This window comes from Lysobacterales bacterium (assembly GCA_019634735.1).
GTDB lineage: Bacteria > Pseudomonadota > Gammaproteobacteria > Xanthomonadales > UBA2363 > Pseudofulvimonas.
In genome coordinates, this window is sequence record JAHCAT010000016.1 from 34037 (window position 1) to 60412 (window position 26376).

Here is a 26376-nt window from a genome sequence, read left to right on the forward strand (position 1 = left end):
CGGCCTTTAGTTGACTGACTGCTGTTCGGCCAACAGCTCGGAGACCGCCTTGAGCATGTCTGCTTCCTGGTAGGGCTTGCCGAGATACCGGTTGACGCCGATCTCGAAGGCGCGCGCCCGGTGCTTCTCGCCGACGCGCGAGGTGATGACGATGATCGGCACGGCGCGGAAGCGCGGGTCGTTGCGCATGTAGCCGGCAAACTCGTAGCCGTCCATGCGCGGCATCTCGAGGTCGAGCAGGATGACGTCGGGCAGGCGCTCGTGGACGTGCTCCAGCGCGTCCAGGCCATCCTTCGCGGTCTGCACCTCGTAGCCCTCGCGCTCGAGCACCCGGGCGCTGACCTTGCGCATGGTGATCGAGTCGTCGACCACCAGGACCAGCGGCCGCTGGCGGGCCGCCGGCACCACCGGCGCCACCGGCGCCAGCGCGTCGCCGCGATCGCGAAGCGCGGCGGCACGGCGCAACAGGGCCGAGACGTCCAGGATCACCACCACGGCGCCATCGCCGAGGATGGTGGCGCCGAACACGCCGGGGATGCGCGCCAGCTGGGGTCCGACCGGCTTGACCACGATTTCCCGGCCGCCCAGCAGCGAGTCCACGCGCAGGGCGACCTTGAGGTCGCCGGCACGCACCATCAGCAGCGGCACCTGGGCGTTGTCGTCGAGCAGCGACGGATGCATGCCGAGCACCGCATCCAGTTCGTAGATCTCGTAGTCCTCTCCCGCGTACTCGACCTTCGGGCGGGTCTCGCGGATGCGCTCCTTGTAGTTGGCGTAGGCGAGCCGGACGATTCCCTGGACGCCCACCATGGGTACGGCAAAGGTGTGGTCCGAGACCCGGACCAGCACCGCCTGGCTGACCGCCAGGGTGTAGGGCAGGCGCACCCGGAAGCTGGCGCCCTGGCCCATGGTGGAGTCGATCGCCAGGCTGCCGCCGAGCTGCTTGATTTCGCTGGCGACCACGTCCATGCCGACGCCGCGACCGGCGTACTGGGTCAGCTCCGAGGCAGTCGAGAAGCCGGGTTCGAGGATGAAGCCGTACAGATCGCGGTCGCTGAGGTCCGATTCGGCGGACAGCAGGCCGCGGTCGATGGCGGTCCGCCGCACGCGCTGGGCATCGATACCCCGGCCGTCGTCGGCGACCTCGATGACCACTTCGGTAGCCTCGCGGGCGACCTTGATGCGCAGCTCGCCCTCTTCGCCCTTGCCCACGGAGCGGCGATCGGCCGGGCCTTCCAGTCCATGCACGAGCGCGTTGCGCAGCATGTGCTCGAACGGCGCCGCCATGCGTTCCAGCACGCCACGGTCGAGTTCGCCCTGGGCGCCCTCGACGGTCAGGCGAACCTTCTTGCCCAGCGCTTCGGCTTCCTGCCGGACCAGGCGACGAAGGCGCGGCAGCATGCTCTCGAACGGCACCATGCGCGCGCGCATGAGTCCTTCCTGGAGCTCGGCGCCAGCCCGGGACTGCTGCAGCAGGAGCGATTCGGCGAGCCGGGTATGTTCGTCAAGAAGACCCTGGATCGACTGCAGGTCGGACATCGACTCCGCGAGCGCGCGGGAGAGCTGCTGCAGCTGGGAGAAGCGGTCCATCTCCAGCGGATCGAAACCGGAGGTTCCGCCGCTCTGCTCCTGCACGCGCACCTCGCGCGAGAGGATCTGGGTCTCGGCCTCGATCTCCAGCTTGCGCAGCTGCTCGCGCAGGCGCATGACGGTCTGCTCGAACTCCTCCAGGCTGAAGCGGAACGATCCGATCTGCTGCTCCAGTCGGGTCCGGATGATGCCCACCTCTCCGGCGAGGTTGACCAGCGAGTCGAGCTGGTCCGCGCGCACGCGCACGAACTCGGTGACCACGCCTTCGGCAGCGGGAACCGCACCGGCGGTGAGCGCATGCAGGTCGACATGCTCGGGCATGCGCCTGGCGCCGTCGCCGCCAGGCGGCGGCGGCGAAGCCGGTTCGCGCGGCTCCGCGGCCGGTGCCGGCGCCGCTGCGGGCGCCACTTGAGCCGTTTCAGCCGCCGCAGCAACGCCGAAGACCAGACCGTTCAGGCGATCCAGGCAACGTCCGATCAGGGTCAGGTCCTCGGCGTCGAGGTCGCGCTGCTCGTTGTTTGCCGCCTCCAGCAGCGACTCCATGGCGTGACCCAGCTCGCCGGCCTCGATGAAACCGGCCATGCGCGCGCCACCCTTGAGCGTATGCAGCTCGCGGGCCAGCTCCTGGGACAGCTCGGACTGGCCGATATCCGCACCCCGGGCCAGATGCTGCTCGCAGCGGTCGAGGATCTCGCGCGCTTCTTCACGGAAGAGCTCGGCAAGATCGGGATCGATGTCGCCCGGCGGCAGTGGCTTCTGGCCGTCGAGCAGGGATCTCAGCAGGGCCCGCTCGTCGCCCTCGACCGCCTGCCAGCCGTCGTCGGCGGCCGATGGCAGCGGCTCGAGCGGTGCCGCACGCCGGAATTCCGCGTCGGGAGCGGCTTGCTGCGGCTCCGCCGCCGGTTCCGTCGGGGATGACGGCGGCAGCTCGGCCCAGTCGAATGTCGCCGGCTGCTCCCCGCCCCCCGGCTGCTCCTCGTCCCGCTCGGCGGCGGCGGTCGGCGCGATCGGCGTGGGCTCCAGAAAGGAGTCAAGCAGCGCAGTGGAATCGGCATCGTCCGCGCCACCCGACGCCAGGTCGGCAGCCTCGAAGGCGATTTCCAGATCCTCGCCGTCGTCGGCGGCAGCGAACATCCGCTCGAGCTCGCCGTCCGTCAGCCCGGAATCGATGGCCGGCAGATCCTCGGTGGCCTGTCCCGCCGACTCCGGCAGCTCCGCGTCCTGCACGGGAGCGGTCGTCGCCATCAGGTCGGCCGCCCTCGCCTCGGCCGCCCGGGCCTCGGCGTCTTCCCGCGCGGCTTCCGCCAGCAGCTGCTCGACCGGCGGCACCGGCTCTCCGACCAGCCAGGCCGTGTCCTCGCGGACTTCCTGCAACTCTTCGGTGAGCGACGCCAGACGATTGGAAAGCGGCACCAGGTCGGGAAGCTCCCGCCCGGCATCGAGCCGGTCCAGCACCTGGGAAAGTGCCCCGCTGGCGTCGGTCACGACCGCGTAGCCCTCGTCGGACGGCGCCCTTCGCAAGGCACGCAGCCGCCGGACGTAAGCTTCCAGCGCCGCCGTGAGCTGGGTCACCGCCGGCAGCTCGACCGCGCCGAACGCGCCGTTGAGCGTATGCACCGCGCGCAGCAGATGCTCCGGCACCGCCGCCATCGCCGGATTCTCGCGGGAATCGTGGAGATAGGCGTCGATCACGCCGATGTGTCCGGCGACTTCGCTGCGCAGGATGTCGAGCAGCACCGGGTCCAGGATTTCCCCGGCATCGCCGGTCGCAGGCTCCCAGGCGGACGTCGCGTCCTCGCTTTCCGTCCAGGCGAATCCGGCATCCTCCACGACCGGTTCCGGTCCGGAACCGTCGCCCCCGGTCTGCAACGCGGACTGCGCGACCTCGATGCCCGGTGTCGCCATGCCCGCAGGCGGGGCCGCGGCCTCCGGCGCGGGCGGGCGCGGTCGATCGGCCCGCACCGGCGCCATCGCGTCGACCGGCAGCATCAGCTCCTCGCCTTCGGCCAGTGCCGCAGCCACGGCCATGATGCCGGCGATGTCACGACGAGGCTTCAGGTCGCCACACAACGCCGCATGAAACTCCGGAAGCGTTGCACTGGCGTTCTCCAGCACCCGCATCACCGACGGGCTCGCCGGGCGCTTGCCCGCCAGCACCCGGTTGAGAAGGTTCTCGATCTGCCAGGCGAATTCACCCAGCACACGGGCACCGACCATGCGGCCGCTGCCCTTGATGGTGTGGTAGGAGCGCCGGATGGTGCGCAGGAGCTCCAGCTCGTCCGGGTTGCGGACGTAACCGGGAAGGCTGGCGTCGAGGTTGCCAACCTCCTCGGAAAGCTCCTCGAGGAAGGTGTCGCGAATCTCTGGATCCGCGCCAGCGGCGGAATCGGCGTCGAAACCGAAGCCGGCTTCGTCGATCAACGCCTGGAACGGCTCGCGTCCGGCGATTTCCAGACCGGCGCTGGCCGTCGCCTCGATCGGGCGCTCGGGTTCGACCACCTCATCGGTGATCCGTTCGGGCATTGGCGGCTCGGGGATCGCGGCGGCGGACGCGGAGTCGGCCAGCGCGGAGGCATCGGGCCCGGCGGTCGAGGCCGTACCCGGCCCCACCCCGGCGGTCGCGCCGAACAGGTCGCGCAGGGACAGCCGCGGTGGCCAGTGGCCGAGCCGCAGCAGTGCCTCGGTGACCCGCTCCAGACCGCCCTCGCCATGACCCTGGTGGTCGGCGACCAGTTCCAGATAGAACTCCAGACCCGCTAGGGCATCGGCGAATCCGTTGATCTCCTCGGCCGACAGCGGCATCGCCGCGGCGTCCCTGGCACGCAGGAAGCCGGCCAGCGACAGCGCGCGCTCGGACGCGGCCTCGAACTCGAGCACGCGCAGGGCGCCGGCGACGTCGCGCAGCAACATGGCGGAGGTGACGTTGTGGTCGTTGCCGGCAGCACCGGCCAGGTGGGCGACGAAAAGCTCCTTGGCCTGCTGAAGGTTGACCGCCGCCTCGCGCACCACCGCGGCCGCCAGACGCCTGCGCTCGCCGCTGCCGGCGTCCTCGCCGGCCACGCCAAGGTGCTCGCGGTGCGACTGCAGGGAGGACTCGACGCCGATCAGCGCACCGGCGATCTCGAGCAACGCCTGATCGTCGCCGTGGCCGCCGGCCACCATGCCGGCCAGGGCGGTGCGCTGCGCCTGGACATCGGCGCGCTCGCGGCCCATGCCGACCATGCCCAGGGTGTCGGCGACACGGTCGAGGACTTCCAGTTCGGCCTTGAGCAGGCTGGTGTCGCCGCGGTCGCCGCGGATGTAGAGGTCGAGGGCGTCCTTGACCTTGAGCAGTTCCTCCTCGAGCGCCTGGACGACGCTGTTGAGCAGAGAACTGTTGCGGCCGGTCAGCGCGCCCCTCGCCTCGTCGACCTCGGCATCGGAACGCACCAGGTCGCCGAGCTGGAAGGCCGCCTGGACCTCGCCGGTGGCGCCACCCGCCGACTGGGCGGCATAGTAGAGCAGGCTGCGCAACAGGTCGGTCGGCGGCACCTGCTGGTACAGCACCTCGCCCTGATCCACCAGCCGCTTGATCTCGCGATCGAGTCGCCCGTAAAGGAGCTTGGCGGAGATGCTGGCGTCCAGCGCGTGTTCCTGCATCGCACCTGTGACCGCCGATGCGACCCACCAGAGCTGGCGGGCCGGACGTACCGAGACCACGCCGAGGATTTTCGTGGAGGCGTCGGCAAGCCGTGCCAACGCGGCCTCGTTGTCCTGGCCGCGGAACCACTGGAGAAGGGCGAACTGCCAGTCGCGCCGCACCGCCACCAGCCGGCGCTCCAGCTCGGCCGCCGCAAGGCGCTCGCCGGGCCTGGGCAGGTGGGAAGGCGGTTCCGGGTCGCTGGGCGGCACCAGCAGGACGCTCTCGCTGAGCAGCTTCTCGCCACGACACGAGCGCAGGTCGTTGAGCAGCGGCAGCAGGACGATGGGCACGTCGCGATAGCCGCTCTGCAGCCGCTCCAGGTAATCGGGCAACTGCAAGGTGGCGCGCAACAGGCTGGTGAGCGCGTCCTCGACGCGCTGGACGCTGCCCTTGGACAGCGCCACGACCAGCGCCTCCATTTCCTCAGCCACCAGCGCAGCGCCATACAGTTCGAGCATGCGCAGGCCGCCCAGCACCTCGTGCAGCGCGGCAAGGGCCTCGTTGGCACCGTCACCGGTGAAGTTCTCTTCGGCATGGCGTTCCAGCGCCTGCCCGGCACGGGCCAGGCTGGCGTCGATCTCGGGCTTCAGCCACGCCAGGCTGGTCTGGTCGATTCCGCTGTCAGGACGCATCGCGCTCGCTCTCAGGGGGCCTGGCAGGGTCAGTCGGCGGAGTCGTCAGGGACCGACACCATGTCGGCATCGTAGGCCCCGTCGATCTCGTCGGGCAGTTCCGTGGGCAGCTTGAAGTCGGCGACCGAGCGGCGCAGGCCGGCTGCCAATTCGGCAAGCTTGCCGACCGAACGCGCGGTGCGGTTGGCGCCGGTCGCGGTGTCGTCGGTGAATCCGCGGATCGCGTCCATGGTGCCAGCGATCTCCGAGGCGCCTCGCGACTGCTGCTGGGAGGCCTCGGAAATCTGGGAGATCAGCTGCGCCAGCTCCTGCGAGACGTTTTCGATCTGGTTCAGGGCGCGGCCGGCGTTCTCCGCCAGGCGGGCACCGTGCACCACGCCGGCGGTGGTCTGCTCCATCGAACCGACCGCCTCGTTGGTGTCGCTCTGAATGGTCTGCACCAGGGTTTCGATGCGTCGGGTGGCGTTACCGGCGCGTTCCGCCAGTCGCTGGACTTCGTCGGCGACCACCGCGAAACCGCGACCGGCCTCACCGGCCGAGGCCGCCTGGATGGCCGCGTTGAGCGCCAGGATGTTGGTCTGCTCGGCGATGTCGTTGATCAGCTCGACGATCGCACCGATTTCCTGCGAGGATTCGCCCAGACGCTTGATTCGCTTGGATGTTTCCTGGATCTGCTCGCGAATTGCGTCCATGCCGGCGATCGTCTCGCGGACCACCTGGGCGCCCTCCGTGGCGATGCTCACCGAGCGTTGCGCGACCTCCGCGGAACGCGAGGCGTTATCCGACACCGCGGCGATCGAGCGCGCCATCTCGGTCACCGACTGGGTGGCCGCGCCGACCTGGCGGGCCTGCTGCTCGGCCGACTGCGCCAGGCGCGCCGCAGTGTCCAGGGTCTCCTGCGACGATTCGGCGACCTGCGACGACGTCGTGGTCAGGGTGCCGACCAGGCTGCGCAGCTGTTCAACGGTGTAGTTCATCGAGTCGGCGATGGCGCCGGTGATGTCCTCGGTCACGGTCGCCTGCACGGTCAGGTCGCCGTCCGCCAGCGAGCCCATTTCGTCGAGCAGGCGCAGGATCGCCTCCTGGTTTCGCTGGTTGAGCTCGTTGGTCTCCTGGAAGCGGCGCCGCTCCGTGGCCCAGAACGACAGGCCCAGGCCGATCAGCGAGATCAGGGCCAACAGGCCCGAGGCGAAGCCCCACAGCAGGTTGGGGAACGGCCGGCGCGCCGCCGACTCCTCCCAGACGCGGCCGTGCTGGTTGCCGGCCAGCAGCATGTTCTCGCTCTCGATGCGCGCGCTCTCGGCGGCGTTCCGCGCTGCACCGATGCTGGCGGCACCCGCGGACAGCGCCACCAGGCTGGGCGCGAGCTGTTCCCAGGCCTGGGTCGCCTCGGCCAGGCCGGCGCGGGCGGCGGCGATGTCGACCGGGCGGATGCCGAGGTCGGCGTTGCCGTTGAGCAGGGCTTCGACGACCTGGCCGAAGATGGTGCCGTCGCGGCCGACACCTTCGGCGGCGGCGTCCACGCCGCGGTTGGCGTTCAGCACGTCGCCGGTGCGCCGGAGCATCCGGTCGATCAGGAGCAGCTGGTTGGATGCCACGAACACCTGCTGTGCGCTGCCGCGCTCGGCAAGGGCGCGGACCACGTCGTTCATGCGCTGCTGCACGATCGGCAGGCCTTCCTGGAGGGTCTGCGCGGCCTGCGTGGCATCGAGCACCGACTGGCGGCGCTCGAGCACCTGGCGGGCGGCGCCGCTCAGGGCACCCCACGCGGTGGCCAGGGTGTCCTGGCTCTGGCCGACCTGGCCATCGCCCTGTCCGCGCACCGCGTCAAGTTCGGCGAGGGTGCTGGTTCCGGTGTTCAGGGCGGTGTTGAGTTCCTCGAAGGCCACCTCGTTGCCGCGTGCGGCGCGCTCGGCATAGCCGGCGACGCGCAACGAGGTCACCTGCAACCGGCTGGCGTTGGCGGTGGCGCCCGAGACCGTGGCCGTCAGCTGCTGGCCGAGCCAGAAATTGGCGACGAATACGGCCAGGGCGATGATCAGCAGCGCAGCCCAGAACCTGAATCCGCTGGAGCGCGAGCCGGGCGTCCTTGCTTTGGAGCTAGCCATGACGGAGTTCCTCCCAGAACATGTTGTCCACGCCGGCCCGGGTCAGGCCGCCGCGTCGAGAAAGGCCTGCGCCCGGAGCAGGGTCGGCAGGGAAAGCACCGGCCAGAAGCGCTCACCGGCGCCATCGGCAAATGCATAGGGAACATAGGCGAGCATGCGCGGATCGATCACGTCCTCGGCGACCACCGCCGCGGCCTCGTCGAAGGCGCGCTGGCCGAGCACCGCGTCTACCAGCAGTCCGGTCGCCGCGGTGCCGCGCTGGCGAACCACCAGCACGCGGTTGCGATCGTCGTAAGGTGTCGGGGCATCGAACAGGAAATGGCCCAGGTCGACCACGGTCAGCAGGGTGCCGCGCAGATTGGCGATGCCGCGCAGCCATGGCTGGGCGCCCGGGACGAAGGTCAGCGAAGGCGGCACCAGGATCTCGGCGATCTCGCCGATCGCCGACACCGTCTCGATGCCCTGCACCGAAAAGCTCAGGCCACGCCACAGCTGCGGCCCGGCCTGCTGCGAGGCCGGCGCCTCTGCGCGATGCTCGAGCGCCCGCCGCTCGTAATCGAGCAGCAGCGCGTAGGCGGTGGTGGTCACCTCCCCTGCCATGGCGACCGTCCCTAGCCGCCGAGCGCGGCGTTGACGCGCTCGATCAGGTCATTCTCCCGGGCCGGCTTGACCAGGTAGTCGCGCGCGCCCTGGCGCAGCCCCCAGATGCGGTCGGTCTCCATGCTCTTGCTGCTGAGGATGATGACCGGGATGGCCGAGGTCTCCGGATCCTTGCTCAGGCTGCGGGTGGCCTGGAAGCCGTTCATGCCGGGCATCACCACATCCATGAGGATGAGGTCGGGATGCTCCCGCTTGGCGGCCGCGATGCCTTCTTCGGCATGGCCAGCCGAGGTCACCTGGTGGCCGTGCTTCTCGAGAATGCCCCGGTAGATCTGGGTCTCGGTCGGCGAGTCGTCGATGATGAGGATGTGTGCCACGGGGAACTCCTTGACGTCCCTGTACCTGGTATCAGCCGCGGTCGACGTTGCGGCGGATCGCACCGAGCAACTCGTCCCGCGTGAACGGCTTGGTGAGATATTCCTCGGAGCCGACTATGCGGCCCCTGGCCTTGTCGAACAGGCCATCCTTCGACGACAGCATGATCACCGGCGTCGAGCGATAGATCTGGTTGTTCTTGATGAGCGCGCAGGTCTGGTAGCCGTCCAGGCGCGGCATCATGATGTCCACGAAGATGATGTGGGGCTGGTAGTCGGTGATCTTGGCCAGCGCCTCGAATCCGTCGTTGGCGGTGATGACCTCGCACCCCTCGTTCTTGAGGAGGGTTTCCGCCGATCGCCGGATGGTCCGGGAATCGTCGATCACCATCACTTTCAGCCCGGCAATGCTGCCGCTGTTGTCCATGCCTGTCGCCGGCGCCTGATCCACGTTCTGAAATCCCCTGTCGATCGCCACGGCAACGCGGCGTCACGGGCTGTTTAAGGCCCTTCCCTGCTGGTGTCAAGCAATCCGGGCGCTCTGTAACGAATGTTATCCTTCCGGCCGATTCCGCCACGCTCCGACACCGACGCCATGCCGCTCGCCATCGCCGTGCTGATGGATCCGATCCGGGCCATCAAGCCGGTCAAGGACACCACCTTCGCGATGCTCCTGGAGGCCGCCCGCCGCGGCCACCGGCTCTACTACCTGGAGCAGGGCGACCTGGCCTGCGACGGTGCCGCGCCCCGGGCCCGGATGGCGCCGCTGGCCGTTCGCGAGGATTCCGCGAACTGGTTCACACTCGGCGACCCGCAGTGGCTGGAACTGGCCAGCATGGACGTCCTGCTGCTGCGCAAGGACCCGCCCTTCGACCGCGAGTACCTCTACGACACCCTGCTGGCCGACCTGGCCGAACGGGAGGGGGTGGCCGTGGTCAACCGGCCACAATCCCTGCGCGACGCCAACGAGAAGCTTTTCGCCCTGCATTTCCCGCAGTGCTGCCCGCCGACCCGGGTCGCCCGCGACCCGGCGGTGCTGCTGGATTTCGTGGAGACGCAGGGCCTGGCGGTCCTGAAGCCCCTGGACGGCATGGGCGGTCGCGGGGTGTTCCGGGCCCAGGCCGGCGACCCCAACCTGAACGTGATCCTGGAAACCTTGACCGAGGGCGGCCGGAGCCTGGCCATGGCCCAACGCTGGCTGCCCGAGATCGACCAGGGCGACAAGCGCATCCTGGTCGTCGATGGCAGGGCGGTGCCCTTCTGCCTTGCCCGCATCCCCCAGGGCAGCGACTTCCGCGGCAACCTAGCGCGCGGCGGGCGGGGCGAGGCCAGGCCGCTTTCCGACCGCGACCGCTGGATCGTCGACCAGGTCGCCCCGGAGCTGGTCCGGCGCGGCCTGCTGTTCGTGGGCCTGGACGTGATCGGCGACTGGCTGACCGAGGTCAACGTGACCAGCCCGACCGGCGTGCGCGAACTCGATGCGCAATGCGGCCTCAACATCGCCGCCCTGCTGATGGACGCGCTCGAGTCGCGGCGCAGCCGATGAGCTTGCCCGGGTTCGCGCCGCGCGCAATCGCCGGCTGCCAGGCCGGAACAGGGTCCCTGCCATGACCGGCGGCGGCGACGGCAGCGAACGCCTGACACTGACCGTGCTGTTCAGCGGCATCGTCCATGCCGTGGTCCTGCTCGGCGTCGGTTTCACCGCGCCCAGGCCGCCGCCCGCGACGCCGACCCTGGACGTCATGCTGGTGGCCAGCTCCACGCAACAGGCGCCCGACCAGGCCGACTTCCTCGCGCAGGCCAACCAGGAGGGCGGCGGCACCCTCGAGGAAAAGGCCAGGCCCAGCGCCACCGCCAGCTCGCCGGTGAACGTCCCGGTGGAAGGCACCGCCGAGCTCGAGCGCCGGCAGAGCGCGCCGCGGGTCGCCGACCAGCGACCCGCGCCCGTGGTCGCGACGCGCGCCGTGCGCACCGAGCAAGCGCCGGCGACCCGGCCCAACGAGCGCATCGACCTGCCGCTGCCCGAGGACGATGAGCTGCAGCGCCTGCGCCTGGAGCAGGCCCGCCTCGCCGCCGAGCGCGCCGAACTCGACCAGCGCTACGCGCGCCGGCCGCTGCGCCACTTCATCTCCGCCCAGACCCGCGCCGACCACTATGCCGCCTACATGCGCGCCTGGGTGGCCAGGGTCGAGCGGGTCGGCAACCTGAACTATCCGAGCGAGGCGCGCGAACAGCAGGTGCATGGCAACCTGATTCTCACCGTCGCGATCTGGCGGGACGGCAGCGTCGAGAGCATCGAGATCGTCCAGTCCAGCGGCCACCGCATCCTCGACGAGGCGGCCAGGCAGATCGTCCGCCTGTCCGCGCCCTTCAATCCGCTTCCGGACCATCCCAACCCGAACCGCCGCGCGGACATCCTGCACATCACCCGGACCTGGCAGTTCCTTCCCGGCGATGTGCTCAGGCACCGCTGAGCCGGTCCGACCCGGTCGGGAATGCGGGCGGCAGCCGCGGAAAACACTGCCTGCCCGGCCGCGCCGTCCGGATGCGCCGGGCCGCCACGCCGAGGGGCGGCCTGCCCCGCTGGTCGTACAATGACGCCATGTCGAATGGACCCTACCTGACCGGGCAGCTGCTGGTGGCGATGCCGGCCATGGCGGATGCCAGCTTCGAACGGGGTGTCACCTACCTGTGCCAGCACGACGCCAACGGCGCGCTTGGCCTGGTGGTGAACCGGACCTCGGGGATGCGGCTGGGCGACATTCTCGACGAGCTGGGACTCAGGGATTACCCAGCCAGCACCGGCGACCGCCCTGTGCTGGCCGGCGGCCCGGTGCATCCAGAGCGCGGCTTCGTGCTGCATTGCAGCGGCGGGCGCGAATGGGATTCCAGCCTCGAAATCGGCGACGGCCTGGTGCTGACCACCTCGCGCGACATCCTGGCGGCGGTCGCCGACGACAGCCTGGCAGGACCCTGGTTGTTCGCCCTGGGCTACGCCGGCTGGTCGGCCGGCCAGCTCGAGCAGGAACTGCTCGCCAACGCCTGGCTCACCGTGCCCTGCCGCAACGACCTCCTGTTCGAACTGCCCCTGGCAGAACGCTGGCAGGCCGCTGCGCGACAGCTCGGCGTCGACCCCGGCCGGCTGACCGGCTATGCCGGCCACGCCTGAGCCGCCCGGGCACCCTGGCCGGCACCCGGTGACCGGGGCGCCGTCGCAGGCCGCACGCGGCGGTACGCGCTCGGCCGATCCCTGAGCCATGACTGCGCACGACATCCCCGAGACCGTGCTGGCCTTCGATGTCGGCACCCGACGGATCGGCGTCGCGGTGGGCCAGCGTTTCACGGGCGATGGCCGGCGCCTGGCGGTGGTCGACAACCCCTCGCATGCACGCGCCCTGGACCTGGTCGCGCCGTTGCTGAAGACCTGGCGTCCGCAGGCCCTGCTGGTCGGGCGGCCACTGACCCTGGACGGCGCCGAGCAGCCGGCCAGTGCGCTGGCGCGCGGCTTCGCCCGGGCGCTGCGCGCCCGCTTCGGCCTGCCGGTCCTGGAGGTCGACGAGCGCAACAGCTCGCAGGAGGCGGCCCGCCGCTTCGCGGTGGCGCGCAGCGAGGGCCGCCTGCGGCGTGGCGCCGCCGAACTGCTGGACGCCGACGCCGCGGCCGTCCTGATCCAACGTTTCTACGACGACCCAGGCGCCTGGCTGCCGGCCGCGCCGCCCCACCCGAACGAGTATCCATGAGCCCCACCGCTGCCCTGCGCCAACTGACCGACATCGACGACCTCGATCGCGCCACCGCCGTGGCCCTGCTCGACCGCGCGCAGGCGCTGCGCGAGGTCGCCGGCGGCCGCGCGCCGCCGCTCCGGTCCCTGGCAGACCGCACCGTGGTCAACCTGTTCTTCGAGAACTCCACGCGAACCCGCGTGTCGTTCGCCCTGGCCGCGCGCAGGCTGGGCGCCGAGGTCGTCGACTTCCACGCCCATACCTCGTCCGCCGCCAAGGGCGAGACGCTGCTGGACACCTGGCGCACTTTGCGCGCCATGGGCACGGACGCGTTCGTGGTGCGCCATGCCGACGATGACGCGGTGGCGTCGCTGGCCGCCGCGATCGGTTCGGCGGTTCCCCTGGTGAACGCCGGCAGCGGGAAACGGGCGCACCCGACCCAGGCCCTGCTCGACGCCCTGACCATCCGCCAGCGCCTGGGCGAGTGGTCGGCACTGACCGTGACCGTGGTCGGCGACATCCGGCATTCGCGGGTGGCCCGCTCCAACCTCAAGTTGCTTCGTCTGCTCGGAGTCCGCCGGCTGCGCGTCGCAGCCCCCGCCGCCCTGCATGCCGAGGACCTGGAAGACCCGGCGGTGGAACGCTACGAGACCCTTGCGCCGGCGCTGGAGGGCGCCGACGTGGTGATGGCGCTGCGCGTCCAGCGCGAGCGCATGACCGAGGGCGGCAGCCCGGACCCGGACAGCTTCCACGCCCAGTGGGGACTGACCGCGACGCGCCTGGCGCTGGCCGCGCCGCACGCCATCGTCATGCACCCCGGGCCGATCAACCGCGGTGTCGAGATCGCCTCGGACGTGGCGGATGGTCCGCAGTCCGTGATCCTGGCGCAGGTCGGCAACGGCGTCGCCGTGCGGATGGCGGTGCTTGAGACCTTGCTGGCCGGGGTGGGGACCAAAGATGCGTAGCGGGGCCGACGGGATCGCGTCGTAGCGCAGGGATCGGCCACAGCAGCAGCGGCCTGGCTGGATTTCCGGGCTGACGCGCGGCGCACCCCGAGGCCGGCAGCCACGTGCGGCGGACGGCCCGCCGCCTTCATTCGGGCGGCAGCAGCTCCATGGCCATCACCAGCGCGTCCTCGCGTCCATGCTCGGCCGGGTAGTAGTTCGGCCTGCGACTGACCAGGTGGAAGCCCAGGGCGTCGTACAGGGCCACCGCGCCGATGTTGCTGGGCCGCACCTCCAGGAACACCCGTTGCGCGCCCAGGGTCCGGGCATCATCGAGCAACCGGGCCATCAGCACCCGCGCCAGGCCGGTACGGCGCTGGCCGGGATCGACGCAGACGTTGAGCACATGCGCCTCCCCGGCGGCTGCGGACAGCAGTCCGTAGGCGCACACCATGCCGGCGCGCTCGACAAGCCAGGCGCGGTAGCCGGCGCGCAGGCAGTCGGCGAAGATCCCCGGCGTCCAGGGGAAGGCATAGGCGGCCAGTTCGATCGCCATCACCGCGTCGACGTCGCTTTCGGTCATGGCCCGGAGGACGGGCAGTGCGGACCGGGCGGCAACCATGTGCGTCAGGCCCTCGGAGCGGCAAATGCCTTCAGGGCGAGCCAGAGCGCGCGCTTGCCTTCGGCACTGGACCAGCGGGAAGGCGGGGGCAGGTCGACGACCCCCGGGTTGGGGGCGGGGACGAACTCGATGCCCGTGGCCGGCACCGACAGCCAGGCCAACACCTGCCGCCAGACCGCCGCCTCCACGCCGTCCGCTGGCGGTGCGTTCGCACCGGGCGCGTGAACCTGGAGCCCCGACAGCGTCCGCGCAGGCGACGGCGCGGTCGCCGGCACCGTACCGGCGAGGTCGGCGACCGGACCTGCGTGCCGCTGCGGCGCCGGGTCGCCAACCGCCACCCGGCTGCGCAGGCGCCAGCGCTCCAGGCCGAGCGCGGCCAGCGTCCGCGACCGGGGCAGGCTCAAGGCGCTTCCTCGCCGCCCTCGGCGGGCGGCCTCAGCTGCTCGCGCCGGCTGCGACGGCTGCGACGCAGGTTCCAGACCGTGTAGATCGGCCCGGACGCCACGTAGATGGCGACCAGGATGAACATGTGCCGCGGCAGGTCGATCGCCAGCAACACGAATACGCCCAGCAGCGCCAGCGCCCAGAGAAAGGGCACGCGGTCGTTGACCTTGAGCGTCTTGAAGCTGTAGTAGCGGAAGTTGCTGACCATGAGGACCGCCGCGGCAGTCATCACGCCCAGCGCCGGCCAGGCGACGTCGGCGCCGGACAGCTCGAACTCCCGGCAGGTCCACACGAAACTGACCACCAGTCCGGCCGCTGCCGGGCTGGCCAGCCCCTGGAAGAAGCGCTTGTCGGCAACGCCGACCTGGGTATTGAAGCGTGCCAGCCGGAGCGCGGCGCAGGCGGCGTACAGGAAGGCGGCGGCAAAGCCGGCCTTACCGGCGAAGTTGCCCCAGTCGCGCAGGGTCGACAGCGACCACGTGTACATCAGCAGGGCCGGCGCCAGCCCGAAGCTGACCAGGTCGGACAGCGAGTCGTACTGGGTGCCGAACTCGCTCTGGGTATTGGTCAGCCGGGCGATGCGGCCATCCAGGCCATCCAGCAGGCCAGCCACCAGCACCGCCACGGCGGCCTCCACCGGGCGTGCGTGGATGGCGGCCACGATGGCGTAGAAGCCGGCGAACAGGCCTCCGGTGGTGAACAGGTTGGGCAGCAGGTAGACGCCTCGACGCATGCGCGGGCCATGCTCCTTCGCTCGGCACCCGGCCGGGCACCCTGGCCGACAGTGTAGCCGGGCGGCCGGGCGCCGGCCCCGCCCCCCCCCGGGTCCCGGCATTCATCGGCCAGTAGCCATCACCGGCCGCTTGCGCCATGCTAGGCCCCTGTTGCCACAGGGGAATCTGGCCATGCGCCGAATGCTGCTCGCTGCCGCCCTGCTCGCCGCCGCCCTGCCGGTCGGCGCCCAGCAGGTCTACAAATGGATCGACAAGGACGGCACCGTCCATTTCACCGACTCGCCGCCCGACGAGTCGGTCAATGCCGAGCGCCTGGTGCTGCGCGGTGCCACCCAGTCCACCCTGGTCGACATCCAGCCGCGTGGCATGACCCGCGAGGAAGTCGACCTGCTGTACACGCCGCAGCAACGCCAGGCGGCCTGCGAGCAGGCCCGTGCCAACCGCACGACCCTGCGCAACATGACCACGGTGATGCTGGACAAGGACGGCGACGGCGTGCCCGAAGAATTGACCGCGGAAGAAAAGGCCGCCGAGCTGGCACGTGCGGAAAGCCAGGTGAACCTGCTCTGCCGCGAAGGCGACGGCTGAGTCCGACTTCCCCGGCGAGGACCTGGCGGCCGGCCTCTCGCGGCTGGCCCTGCCTCCCGGGCCGCAGGTAGCGCGCCGGTCTTCTCGACAACCCTGGCGCGCGCCCCTGCTCCGCACCCTGCTGCCGGAAGCAGCCGGCGGGAAGGCCGCCCAACCATCGTTGGCGGGCCTGCCGATCCTCCCGCGGCGGCCAGCAGTCCGCCGATGGGCCCGTCTTCAGAACCAGCGCCGGTCCTCGCCGGCGGCGCCGGTGCGGACTGCCTCGACATTGCCGACGCAGCGTCCGCACAGCTCGGGATGATCGGCGACGGCACCGACATCCGGCCGGTGGTGCCAGCAGCGAATGCACTTGGCGTGCTCGCTGGCGCGCGCCGCGATCCGTGCCTGGCTGCCCGTGGCCAGCGCCAGGGCCTCGCTGCCGCCGGGAGCCTGGTCCAGCGGCTGCACGTCCAGTGCCGACGTGATGAAGAAGAAGCGCAGCTCGTCCGCCACCGGCGCCAGGCGCTCGGCCAGGGACGGCTCGAGATAGAGGGTGACCTCGGCATCCAGCGACGCTCCGATGGTGCCTGCGGCGCGCATCGTCTCCAGCACCCGGGCGGTACCGGCACGCAGTGCCAGGAGGGTGGCGAAGTCCACCTCCGCCAGCGGCGCGTCCGTGCCGAGCGCCGGCAGGTTCTGGTACCAGGTCGCGAACAGCGGCGAATCCGGGCGCTCGCCGGGCATCGCCTGCCAGGCCTCCTCGGCGCTGAAGCTGAGCACCGGCGCCAGCCAGCGCAGCATGGCCTCGGCGATGTGGTACATCGCGGTCTGCGCGCTGCGCCGGCCGCGGCTGCCGGCCGGCATCGTGTAGAGCCGGTCCTTGGTCATGTCCAGGTACAGCGCACCCAGCTCGTTGCTGCAGAACGACTGCACGCGCTGCACGACCTCCAGGAACTCGTAGCGTCCGTAGGCGGCGACCACCGCCTCCTGCACCCGGCGCGCCTGGTCCAGCGCCCAGCGGTCGAGCAGCAGCAGCTCGCCGTCCGGCAGCGCGTGCACGGCCGGGTCGAATCCATCCAGGTTGCCGAGCAGGAAGCGCAGGGTGTTGCGCATGCGCCGGTAGCCGTCGGCGACGCGCTTGAGGATCTCGTCGGACACCGACATCTCGTTGCGGTAGTCGGTGGAGGCCACCCACAGGCGCAGGATGTCGGCGCCCAGCGCCTTCATGACCTGCTGCGGCGCCACCACGTTACCGACCGACTTCGACATCTTGCGGCCCTGGGCGTCGACCGCGAAGCCGTGGGTCAGCACCTGGTCGTACGGGGCGCGGCCGTGCAGGGCGACGCCGGTGAGCAGCGAGGACTGGAACCAGCCGCGGTGCTGGTCGGAGCCCTCCAGGTACAGGTCGGCGCGCGGCGGCGCGCCGTCGCCGCGGTCCAGCTCGCCGCGCTGGCCGAGCACGCAGTGGTGGCTGACGCCGGAATCGAACCAGACGTCGAGGATGTCGGTGACCTTCTCGTAACGGCCGGCCTCCTCGCCCAGCAGGCTCGCCGGGTCGAGGTCGTACCAGGCGTCGACGCCCTCGCGCTCGACCAGGGCGGCGACCTGCCGCATCAGCTCGGCCGAGCGCGGGTGCGGTTCCTGGCTAGCGCGCTCGACGAACAGGGCGATCGGCACGCCCCAGGTGCGCTGCCGCGAGATGCACCAGTCCGGCCGGCCCTCGACCATCGCCCGGATCCGGCCCTCGCCCCAGGCCGGGAACCAGCCCTGCGCCCGGCCGATGCGCGCGATTTCGGCCAGAGCGTCGGCGCGCAGGCCGGCCTTGTCCATCGAGATGAACCACTGCGGCGTGGCGCGGAACGCCACCGGCGTCTTGTGCCGCCAGCAGTGCGGGTAGCTGTGCTCGATCTGCGCATGCGCCAGCAGCACGCCGCGCTCGCGCAGGGCGTCGACGATGGCGTCGTTGGCCTTCCAGATGTGCTGGCCGGCGAACAGCGGGGTGTCCGGCAGGTAGGTGCCGTTGCCGGACACCGGGTTCAGCGTCTCCAGGCCGTACTGCTGGCCGACCTGGAAATCCTCGACGCCATGGCCGGGTGCGGTGTGCACGGCGCCGGTGCCTTCCTCGGCGCTGACGTGGCCGCCCAGGATCACCGGGACCTGTCGGTCCAGGAACGGATGGCGCAGCTGCAGGCCCTCGAGCGCGGCGCCCGCACTGCGCCCCAGCACGTTTGGTTCGGCAATGCCGTAGCGGCCGGCCACCGCCTCCACCAGGTCGGCGGCCAGCACCAGCAGCATGCGCCGGCCGTCGCGCCCGGCACCTTCTACAAGCGCATAGTCGAGGTCCGGTGCCAGCGTCACCGCCATGCTCGCCGGCAGCGTCCAGGGCGTCGTCGTCCAGATCGGCACGGCGACGATGTCGTCGGCACCGATGGCGACGCCGAACTTCGCCGCCAGCGCCTTCGGGTCCACCGCGTCGTAGGCGACGTCGATCGCCGGCGAGCGCTTGTCCATGTACTCGATCTCGGCCTCGGCCAGGGCCGAGCCGCAGTCGAAGCACCAGTGCACCGGCTTGAAGCCGCGCACCACGTGGCCGCGTTCGACGATACCGGCCAGGGCCCGCAGCATGTCGGCCTCGTAGCGGAAGTCCAGGGTCTGGTACGGTGCCTCCCAGGTGCCCAGCACGCCAAGCCGCTTGAAATCCTCGCGCTGGCGGTCGATCTGCTCGCGCGCATAGCGGCGGCACTCGGCGCGGAAGGCCTTCGCGTCCAGCTTCTGGCCGACCTTGCCGTGCTTCTTCTCGACCGCCACCTCGATCGGCAGGCCGTGGCAGTCCCAGCCCGGCACGTAGGGGGCGCGGAAACCGGCCAGCAGCCGCGACTTCACCGCCATGTCCTTGAGGATCTTGTTGACCGCGTGACCGATGTGGATGTCGCCGTTGGCGTAGGGCGGGCCGTCGTGCAGCACGTACAGCGGCCGGTCGGCGGCGGCCTGCTGCAGGCGCCCGTACAGGTCGCTGCCATGCCAGTGCGCGAGCCGCTGCGGCTCCCGTGCCGGCAGGTCGCCGCGCATCGGGAAGGCCGTCGCCGGCAGGTTGATGGTGTCCTTGTAGTCCTGGCTCATCGCGTTTCCTTGCGGCCGCGCGCCCGCGCGCGCGGCATCCGATTCGGGGTTCATGCCGATGCCCGCAGTGCCGGCGCCGCCAGCACCGCCCGCGCCTGCCGGGCATCCTCGTGCATCTGCTCGACCATCGAGGGCAGATCGTCGAAGCGCCGCTCGCCGCGCAGGTGGGCGACGAATTCCACCGACAGCCGGCGCCCGTAGAGGTCGCCGTCGAAGTCGAACAGGTGCGCCTCCAGCACCGCCGGGCCGCCGCCGACGGTCGGCCGCGTGCCCAGGCTGGCCACCGCCGGCCAGCCGGCCAGGCCGGCGCCATGCACGCGCACCGCCAGGATGCCGGTCACCGCCGGCCGCCAGCGCACCGGGAGGTTGGCGGTCGGATAGCCCAGCTTGCGACCCAGCTGCCGGCCGCGCACGACCTTGCCGGCGATCGCGTACGGCCGCCCGAGCATCGCCGCGGCACCCTCGAAATCGCCGGCGGCGAGGGCGCCGCGAATGCGCGTCGCGCTGATCCGCTCGCCGTCCGCGCAGGCGCGCAGCGCCGCTTCCTCGACAGCGAAGCCGAGCGCCTCGCCGCGCGAGCGCAGCAGGCCGATGTCGCCGGCCCGACCCTGGCCGAACCGGAAACCGGGCCCGACCACGACAAGGCGCGCCGCCAGGGCACCGGCCAGCACCCGGTCGACGAAGGCCGTCGCCGGCATCGCCGCCAGGCGCGCGTCGAAGCGCAGCAGGCCGACCGCATCCATGCCCGCCGCCGCCATCAGCTCGAACCGGGTGCGCGCCGGGGTCAGCCGCGCCGGCGCCGCCTGCGGCGCGAAGAACTCGCGCGGCAGCGGTTCGAAGCTGAGCGCAACGGCCGCCAGGCCGCGTTCGTCGGCGACCGTGGCGGCGCGCGCCAGCAGGTGCCGGTGGCCCAGGTGCACGCCGTCGAAGGCGCCGATCGCCACCGCGCAGCCGCGCGGATCGGGCGGCTGGACCGGCAGCGAGCGGAACAGCCGCGTCATCGGCATGCCGCGGCCACGAGGGCGGCAACGGCCGGCCAGCCCGGTCCGCCGAGCGCCGCGCCGGCCCGGCGAGGGGCGACAGGAACCGGGCGGAACCCGTGAGAAACGGGGCCGTGGCAGGGCAGGCGGATCATCCGCACGAGTATAGCCGACGGCCCCGTCACGCCCGGCCAGCCAGACTCCCGCAATGCTTCGCCACCCCTTCCTGCGCCCTGCCCTGCTCCTGCTCGCCAGCGGCCTGCTCGCCGCCTGCCAGCCCGCCCTGTTCACCGGCGTCAACCTGGTCGCGCCGAAGTCCACCGACCAGGTGGCCGACGGCCAGGTGTTCGCCCCCGGGCAGGACCTGGCACTCGACCTCTACCTGCCCGAGGCCGGCGCCAGTCCACCATCGCTGGTGGTCTTCTTCTACGGTGGCAGCTGGCAGCAGGGCGAGCGCCACTGGTACGCCTTCGTCGGCCAGGCCCTGGCGCGCCACGGCCTGGCGGTCGCCATCCCCGACTACCGCAAGGCGCCCTTCCCCGCCTTCATGGAAGACGCCGCCGCCGCCGTCGCCTGGCTGAAAGCCCAGGGCTCCAGCCTCGGCTACGACCCGGACCGCATCGTGCTCATGGGCCACTCCGCCGGCGCCCACATCGCCGCCCTGCTGGCCACCGACCCGCAGTACCTGGCACGCCACGACCTGTCGCCGTCCGACCTGCGCGGCGTGATCGGCCTGGCCGGCCCCTACGACTTCCTGCCGATCCGCAGCCGGCCGCTGCGCGAGGTGTTCGGCGACGACCCGGCACGCCAACGCGCCAGCCAGCCGATCGCCCACGTGGACGGCAGCGAGCCGCCCTTCCTGCTGCTGCACGGCCGCGACGACCGCCTGGTCGAACCCGGCAACAGCACGCGCCTGGCCAAGCTTCTGCGCGCGCACGGGGTGCCGGTCGAGCTGCATCTGGTGCCCGACGTTGGCCACGCGGGCCTGATGTTGCGGTTGGCGAGGCCGGCGTCAGCGGGAGAGGAGACGCTTGCCTGGCTCACGCGATTCACCGCACTCGCCACTCAGGCCGAGCGTTCCGCCCATCCCCTTCGATCGTCTCCGGATTGAGGCAAGTGTCTCGCGGAGGGTGGAGGAGCATGCGGGGTCCCGAGTGATGCCATTGCGGTACTGCCCCTCCGCTCAAGGCGCCCGAAGCGCCTCCACCGCATCGATCCGCGCCGCCCGGCGCGCCGGCGCCAGGGCGGCGGCGAGGACGACCAGCAGGAGCACGGCCAGCGCGGCCAGCACGACCCAGGGATCGGCGGGGCCGACGCCATGCAGCCAGGAGGCCAGCAGGCGCGCGCCCGCCAGCGCGGCGAGCAGCCCCACCAGCGCGCCGGCCAGGCCGGCGACTAGGGCCCAGCGCAGGACGATGCGGCGCAGGTCGCCGGCACCGGCGCCCAGCGCCTTGCGAACGCCGAACTCGGGCAGCCGGCGCGCGACCACCTGGGCGACCACGCCGTGGACGCCGGCCAGGGCCAGCAGCAGCGCCAGGCCGGCGAAGGCGCCGACCATGGCGGCCCTGAAGCGCTGCGGCGCCAGGCTGTCGGCGAGCACGGCGTCCAGGCCGGTCACCTCGGGCACCGGCAGGTGCGGCTGCACGGACCAGATCGCCTCGCGCAGGGCGTCCGCGCGACCGGCGACCCTGGCATCGGTGCGCACCAGGATCACCGCCTGCCGGCCGACGGCCAGCGAGGCCGCGCCCCCGGGGCGCTGGGTGTGCGGTATGTAGAAGCCGGGCGCCGGGGCGTGCGTCAGGCCGCTGCCGCGGATGTCGCCGACCACGCCGACCACGGTCAGCCAATGGTCGTCGCCGCCGATCAGCAGGCGGATTCGCCGCCCGACCGGGTCCAGTCCCGGCCAGACCTGGGCGGCCAGCGCCGCGTCGACGACCGTCACCCGCATGCTGTCGCCGAGGTCGCCGGCATCGAAGAACCGGCCGCGCAGCAGGGGAATGTCCAGCACGTCCAGGTAGCCCGCGCTGACGATCGCGTGCTGCGCCGTGCGCGGCGCGTCCTCGCCCTCCGGCACGAACAGCCGGGTGGTGGCGCCGCGCGCCAGCGGCACGCGGTTCGCCAGGGCCGCCGAGTCGACGCCGGGCACCTCGCGCACCGCCGCAAGCACCGTCTGCCAGGCGGCGTCCATCGCCGCCACGCCGTCGTGGGCGCCCGGCGGCAGGACCAGGGGAATCGTCACCACGCCCTCGCTGCGGAAACCCGGCGGCTGCCCGGACAGCACCTGCACGCTGCGCAGCAGCAGGCCGGCGCCGACCAGCAGCACCAGGGTCAGCGCGACTTCGGCGGCGACCAGGGCACCGCCGGCGACGCCTGCGCCGCGCCTGCCCGCCACGCCGCGCGTCGGCGCCGCCAGGGCATCGACAGGCCCGGCGCGGACCGCACGCAGGCCAGGCAGGACGGCGCACAGCGCAGCGCTGAGGCCGGCCAGCGCGAATGCGAAGACCAACGTCGCGGCATCCGGACGGGGCCGCCCGAGCCTGCCGAGCTCCGCAGGCAGGAACCCCGCCAGCAGGTCGGCCGCCACGACCAGCAGGGCCGCGGCCAGCGCGGCCCCGGCCAGCGCCAGCAACAGGGCATCCAGCAACACCTGGCGCAGCAGGCGCGCGCGGGTCGCGCCCAGGGCGCGGCGCAGGCCCAGCTCGCCGCTGCGCTCGGCGATCCGCGCAAGCTGCAGGCTGGCGACATTGCCGCAGGCCAGCAGCAGCACCAGGACCACGGCCAGCTGCAGCATCAGCAGTTGCCGGCCGTGTTCGCCGACCAGGGCTTCGCGAAGGCCCTGCCAGCGGTAGTGGTCGTGCGGAAAGTCCACGCCCTCGGCACGTTGGCGTCCCAGCACCGCGTCCAGCCGGGCCTGGAGCGCGGCCGGCGCCAGGCCGTCCCGCAACCGCACGAGCGGGATCATCCAGGTCGGCCCACCCTCCGCGTCCCTGGCGCGTGGATCCAGGGGCAGCCACAGGCCGGCGCCATCGAGCTGGGGCAAGGCCCCGGCGTCGCCGACCACGCCGACGATGCGTTGCGGGCGTCCGTCGACGTGCAGGAGCCGACCAACGGCATCGTCCGCTCCGCCGAACAGCCGGCGCGCCAGGCCCAGCCCGAGCACGGCGACGCCTTCGGCCTCCCTGGCGTCGAAGACCCGACCGGCCAGCAACGGCAGGCCGAGCGTGCGGAAAAGGCCGGGGGTCGCCTCCGCCCCGGCGGCCGCCAAAGGCCGGTCGCCCGCCTGCACGCCGTAGGCGCGCGGGTGGTAGCCGGCCACCTCGCCCGCCTCACCCACCGTCGCCGACAGCTCCGCGACCACGCCGACATGCATCCAGGGCTGCGGGGACAGCACCCGGAGGGGTCCGGCCTCCGGATAGGGCAACGGCGCGATCAGCATCGGCTGGAGCAGGCTGAACACGCCCGTTGTCGCACCGATGCCCAGGGCCAGGCAGAGCACGGCCAGGGCACTGGCCCAGGGCCGGGCGGCCAGGCGCCGCGCCGACTGCCGAAGTGCGCCGCTCATGCGCGTCCCCCTGGCATGCGGCGGGGACGAAGGGGGATGCCTGCAGCCTTGGGGCAGGCCACGGGACGGGCCGACAGGGAGGCTGGAGGGGTTCGCTCTGCGGTCGGCACGGCATCGTTCCCAGGCGCCCGTTGCTGGGCAGCGAATCCGAGTGCAACAACCATGCCAGGACGCGGTGTCCTGCGCGATCGCCCAGGACATCGCGCGGGGCCCACCGTCCCGGCCCCGACGCGGCCTTCCAGGACACGGTCGCAGCCGGCCGAGTGCCCGCCTGCGGACGGCGGGCTGTCCGATTCCGGCAGCGCCGAGGCTGGGATCGGTCGCCTGGCCGGCAACCTCCGGACGTCTGCGCCCCGGCAGGGGCAGCTCCAATGAGCAGGACCTACCCGGCAAGCCGATGCGGCGGCGGCCAGTTGTCCTTGCGGATAGTCACGGGGCCGGCGACTCGAGCCGCAGCCAGACGGGTAACGCAGCGACAGGCGGCTAACGGTCCGGCCCGCGGCGGACGCGGGCAAGGAGCTCGCGCACCAGGAACGCGAGCAGCGCCGCCGGCGCCACGAACTGCACCAGCACCTGGATGGCGCGGCGCAGCGTGCTGCGGATGGCCGTACGCACCTCGTCCTGTGACGGGTGAAAGTCGACATCCGACCAGCCGATCCACAGCAGCCCGATCAGCGCGGCCACGGCCAGCACATAGACCCAGGGAGGGCGACGTCCGGGTTCCGCCATGGTTCTGCCTCGTCGGGAACACAGGCCGAATCCTGGCCGCCCATCCGGCGACGTCCAAGGTGCCTTTGGTCACCACGTGGCACGCCGCGCCGGTCGTGCGGCCGCCGGGTCCGCGCGGCGGACCGGCACCCGCGAGGCGAGCAATCCGGTGAAGGGCGGGCCCGTGGCCCCTGCCCGCTCCTGATCCCGTGTCGCCCCGGGAGCCCGCCGGAAACGTCGGGCGCGTCCCGATGCAGGCGGGCGCCCTCCCGCGTTGCCCTGACCCCGGAGCGGACCGGCCTGCGCCCGACCCTGTCGACCCCGAGGATTTGCCGATGCCCGCACCCGACCTTCGCCCCGCCCGGACCCGTGCGGTCCGCCGCCGCGACCCGCGCCTGCTCGCTGCGGCCCTGCTGCTGCCGCTGGCCGCTTCGGCCAGCGACACCGGGGCGGTACCGGACCAGGCGACGACGCCGGCCAGCGTCGCCTCCCCCAGTGGCCCTTACGCCCTGGAGACGGTGCTCGGACCGTCGCTCGACGGCCCCGGCGACACCAGCGATGTCCAGGTTCGCTTCGGCGACGCGGTCGCGATCGACGGCGACTGGATGCTGGTCGGCGTGCCGGAGCGGCGCGGTGCCGGCGGTCAGGTCCGCGGCGCCGCATTCGTGTTCCGTCGCGACGCCGCCGGGGAATGGGAAACCCACCAGTTCCTGCAGTTCGGCGCCGGCGGCGATGCCCGGTGCGGCGCCGCCGTGGCGCTGAGCGGTCGCCATGCAGTGATCGGCTGCCCGGGCTACAGCTCGGAGGGACTCGCCGAGCGCGGGCGCACGCTGGTGTACTACCGGAACGATGACGGCCTCTACGTCGACCCGGTCACCTTCCTGGGCAGCCAGGCCGGCGCCCGCTGCGGCCACGCGGTGGCGGCCGCGTCGTGGATCGCGGTGGGCTGCATCGGCCAGAACACCACCGGCCAGAGCCCGGCACGCGGCGAGGTGGAGCTGTACGTCCAGCCCGAGCTGCCGCCGCCGTTCAATCCGCAGCTCTGGATCAATCCGGGCAGGCTGGTCTACGACGCCAACGTGGTGCCCGGCCCGGCGCCCTTCCAGATGGGCTTCGCACTGGCGATCGACCGCCTGGACGGCGTCGACCGGATCGCCGTCGGGATCCCCGGCACGGTCAACAACAGCGGCATGGTGCGCGTGTTCCGGCGCAACCCCGGCGACGGCCTGAACTGGACCTTCGAGTACGCCGGGTCGCTGCCCGGCGGTCCCCAGACCGACGCGCGCTTCGGCGAGCGCATCGCCCTGCGCGGTCGGTTGTTGAACGTGGGCGCACCCGGTGCCGACACGCGCGGGCGGGTGCACACCTACTACCTGAGTCCGGTGACCGGCGCCTGGTCGGCGACCGGAGTCATCGAGCCAGGCACCTTGCCGCAACACATCAACAGCGGCTTCGGAAGCGCCCTGGCGTTCAACGGCTCGGAGCTGTGGATCGGCCAGCCGGGCTGGCGTGATGCCAGCCTGGTCACGCGGGGCCGGGTGCTGCGCTACCGGGCCGAGTGCAGCGGCCCGCTGTGCGTGCCCGCCTACACCTACGTCGATGCCCGCTCCTACTCAGGCTCGCTGATGCTGTCCTCTGCCGAATTCGGCAGCGCGCTGGCCGCCGATCCCGGCAGCGGCACGCTGCTCATCGGCGCTCCGCGACTCGGTTATGGCTTTCCGGGCGGCGTGTCCGAAGGCACCCTGCGCCGCTGGGGGGGCGTGTTCTCGTACCGCGCCGACCGCCTGTTCGCCAACGGCTTCGGCAGCGCCTCGGCGGCGGTCGCGGACTGAACCGTCATGCGCTGGCCGGGGCGGCGCGGTCCGCCCCGGCAGCCACCCCCGCTGCCTGGTGCTGACGCTGGGGTGGTGCGCGCCCTTGCGGGTTGCGGCCTGCCCGGGCTATGGTCGCGCGCCGTCGCGACCCGGAACGGCATGCGCCTACCAGG

The 26376-nt window shown here is 72.0% G+C and carries 20 protein-coding genes; 8 read left to right on the plus strand and 12 right to left on the minus strand.

Annotated elements, in window-relative coordinates; translation table 11 throughout:
• Positions 1 to 6: 6 nt before the first annotated feature.
• Genes KF823_14185 through pilG form a run of 5 tightly spaced genes read right to left on the minus strand, consistent with a single transcriptional unit; the run spans position 7 to position 9413 of the window.
• Entirely contained in the window at positions 7 to 5904 is a 5898-nt protein-coding gene (locus tag KF823_14185) for an Hpt domain-containing protein (protein MBX3727054.1), read from the minus strand.
• Positions 5905 to 5933: 29 nt separating this feature from the next.
• Positions 5934 to 8012 carry a methyl-accepting chemotaxis protein gene (locus tag KF823_14190; protein MBX3727055.1) on the minus strand — a complete coding sequence of 693 codons (2079 nt, stop codon included), beginning with the start codon at positions 8010 to 8012 and terminating at the stop codon, positions 5934 to 5936.
• Positions 8013 to 8054: 42 nt separating this feature from the next.
• Positions 8055 to 8612 (minus strand): chemotaxis protein CheW, encoded by a 558-nt coding sequence (locus KF823_14195; GenBank protein ID MBX3727056.1) that lies wholly within the window; start codon positions 8610 to 8612, stop codon positions 8055 to 8057.
• Between the two features lie 11 nt (positions 8613 to 8623).
• Positions 8624 to 8989: a response regulator gene (locus tag KF823_14200; GenBank protein ID MBX3727057.1), complete on the minus strand. Its 366-nt coding sequence runs from the start codon at positions 8987 to 8989 to the stop codon at positions 8624 to 8626.
• Positions 8990 to 9020: 31 nt separating this feature from the next.
• Positions 9021 to 9413, minus strand: coding sequence for a twitching motility response regulator PilG (gene pilG, locus KF823_14205; protein ID MBX3727058.1), 393 nt, complete (start codon positions 9411 to 9413; stop codon positions 9021 to 9023).
• Between the two features lie 168 nt (positions 9414 to 9581).
• Between pilG and gshB the strand changes: the two genes are divergently transcribed.
• The 5 genes from gshB to KF823_14230 all read left to right on the plus strand — a co-directional run bounded on the left by gshB (position 9582) and on the right by KF823_14230 (position 13673).
• Positions 9582 to 10532 carry a glutathione synthase gene (gshB, locus tag KF823_14210; GenBank protein ID MBX3727059.1) on the plus strand — a complete coding sequence of 317 codons (951 nt, stop codon included), beginning with the start codon at positions 9582 to 9584 and terminating at the stop codon, positions 10530 to 10532.
• A 61-nt stretch (positions 10533 to 10593) separates the two neighbouring features.
• Positions 10594 to 11460, plus strand: coding sequence for an energy transducer TonB (locus KF823_14215; protein ID MBX3727060.1), 867 nt, complete (start codon positions 10594 to 10596; stop codon positions 11458 to 11460).
• A gap of 128 nt (positions 11461 to 11588) precedes the next feature.
• Complete coding sequence (locus KF823_14220; protein MBX3727061.1) at positions 11589 to 12155, plus strand: YqgE/AlgH family protein; 567 nt, start codon at positions 11589 to 11591, stop codon at positions 12153 to 12155.
• An 88-nt stretch (positions 12156 to 12243) separates the two neighbouring features.
• Positions 12244 to 12726 carry a Holliday junction resolvase RuvX gene (ruvX, locus tag KF823_14225; GenBank protein MBX3727062.1) on the plus strand — a complete coding sequence of 161 codons (483 nt, stop codon included), beginning with the start codon at positions 12244 to 12246 and terminating at the stop codon, positions 12724 to 12726.
• Positions 12723 to 13673, plus strand: a complete 951-nt coding sequence (locus KF823_14230; protein MBX3727063.1) for an aspartate carbamoyltransferase catalytic subunit — start codon at positions 12723 to 12725, stop codon at positions 13671 to 13673. The genes ruvX and KF823_14230 overlap by 4 nt, the downstream gene beginning before the upstream one ends.
• A gap of 127 nt (positions 13674 to 13800) precedes the next feature.
• Here KF823_14230 and rimI read toward each other — a convergent pair whose 3' ends face one another.
• Genes rimI through pssA form a run of 3 tightly spaced genes read right to left on the minus strand, consistent with a single transcriptional unit; the run spans position 13801 to position 15553 of the window.
• The gene (rimI, locus tag KF823_14235) at positions 13801 to 14274 is read right to left on the minus strand and encodes a ribosomal protein S18-alanine N-acetyltransferase (protein MBX3727064.1); all 474 of its coding nucleotides are present in this window, start codon (positions 14272 to 14274) and stop codon (positions 13801 to 13803) included.
• Positions 14275 to 14279: 5 nt separating this feature from the next.
• The gene (locus KF823_14240) at positions 14280 to 14678 is read right to left on the minus strand and encodes a hypothetical protein (GenBank protein ID MBX3727065.1); all 399 of its coding nucleotides are present in this window, start codon (positions 14676 to 14678) and stop codon (positions 14280 to 14282) included.
• A complete protein-coding gene (pssA, locus tag KF823_14245) occupies positions 14675 to 15553 on the minus strand; it encodes a CDP-diacylglycerol--serine O-phosphatidyltransferase (GenBank protein ID MBX3727066.1) in 879 nt (292 codons plus the stop codon). Before pssA ends, KF823_14240 begins: the two co-directional genes overlap by 4 nt.
• A 70-nt stretch (positions 15554 to 15623) precedes the next feature.
• Between pssA and KF823_14250 the strand changes: the two genes are divergently transcribed.
• On the plus strand, positions 15624 to 16040 hold the full coding sequence (locus tag KF823_14250) for a DUF4124 domain-containing protein (GenBank protein MBX3727067.1): 417 nt from the start codon (positions 15624 to 15626) through the stop codon (positions 16038 to 16040).
• Between the two features lie 216 nt (positions 16041 to 16256).
• On the opposite strand, the gene ileS is transcribed toward KF823_14250, so the two are convergent.
• Both ileS and KF823_14260 read right to left on the minus strand, forming a co-directional pair.
• Entirely contained in the window at positions 16257 to 19139 is a 2883-nt protein-coding gene (ileS, locus tag KF823_14255; GenBank protein ID MBX3727068.1) for an isoleucine--tRNA ligase, read from the minus strand.
• Between the two features lie 50 nt (positions 19140 to 19189).
• A complete protein-coding gene (locus KF823_14260; GenBank protein ID MBX3727069.1) occupies positions 19190 to 20140 on the minus strand; it encodes a bifunctional riboflavin kinase/FAD synthetase in 951 nt (316 codons plus the stop codon).
• 187 nt (positions 20141 to 20327) lie between these two features.
• Between KF823_14260 and KF823_14265 the strand changes: the two genes are divergently transcribed.
• On the plus strand, positions 20328 to 21230 hold the full coding sequence (locus KF823_14265) for an alpha/beta hydrolase (GenBank protein MBX3727070.1): 903 nt from the start codon (positions 20328 to 20330) through the stop codon (positions 21228 to 21230).
• Positions 21231 to 21302: 72 nt separating this feature from the next.
• On the opposite strand, the gene KF823_14270 is transcribed toward KF823_14265, so the two are convergent.
• Both KF823_14270 and KF823_14275 read right to left on the minus strand, forming a co-directional pair.
• Positions 21303 to 23681 (minus strand): ABC transporter permease, encoded by a 2379-nt coding sequence (locus KF823_14270; GenBank protein ID MBX3727071.1) that lies wholly within the window; start codon positions 23679 to 23681, stop codon positions 21303 to 21305.
• A 483-nt stretch (positions 23682 to 24164) separates the two neighbouring features.
• The gene (locus KF823_14275) at positions 24165 to 24410 is read right to left on the minus strand and encodes a hypothetical protein (protein ID MBX3727072.1); all 246 of its coding nucleotides are present in this window, start codon (positions 24408 to 24410) and stop codon (positions 24165 to 24167) included.
• Positions 24411 to 24724: 314 nt separating this feature from the next.
• Between KF823_14275 and KF823_14280 the strand changes: the two genes are divergently transcribed.
• A complete protein-coding gene (locus tag KF823_14280; GenBank protein MBX3727073.1) occupies positions 24725 to 26221 on the plus strand; it encodes a hypothetical protein in 1497 nt (498 codons plus the stop codon).
• Positions 26222 to 26376 lie beyond the last annotated feature (155 nt).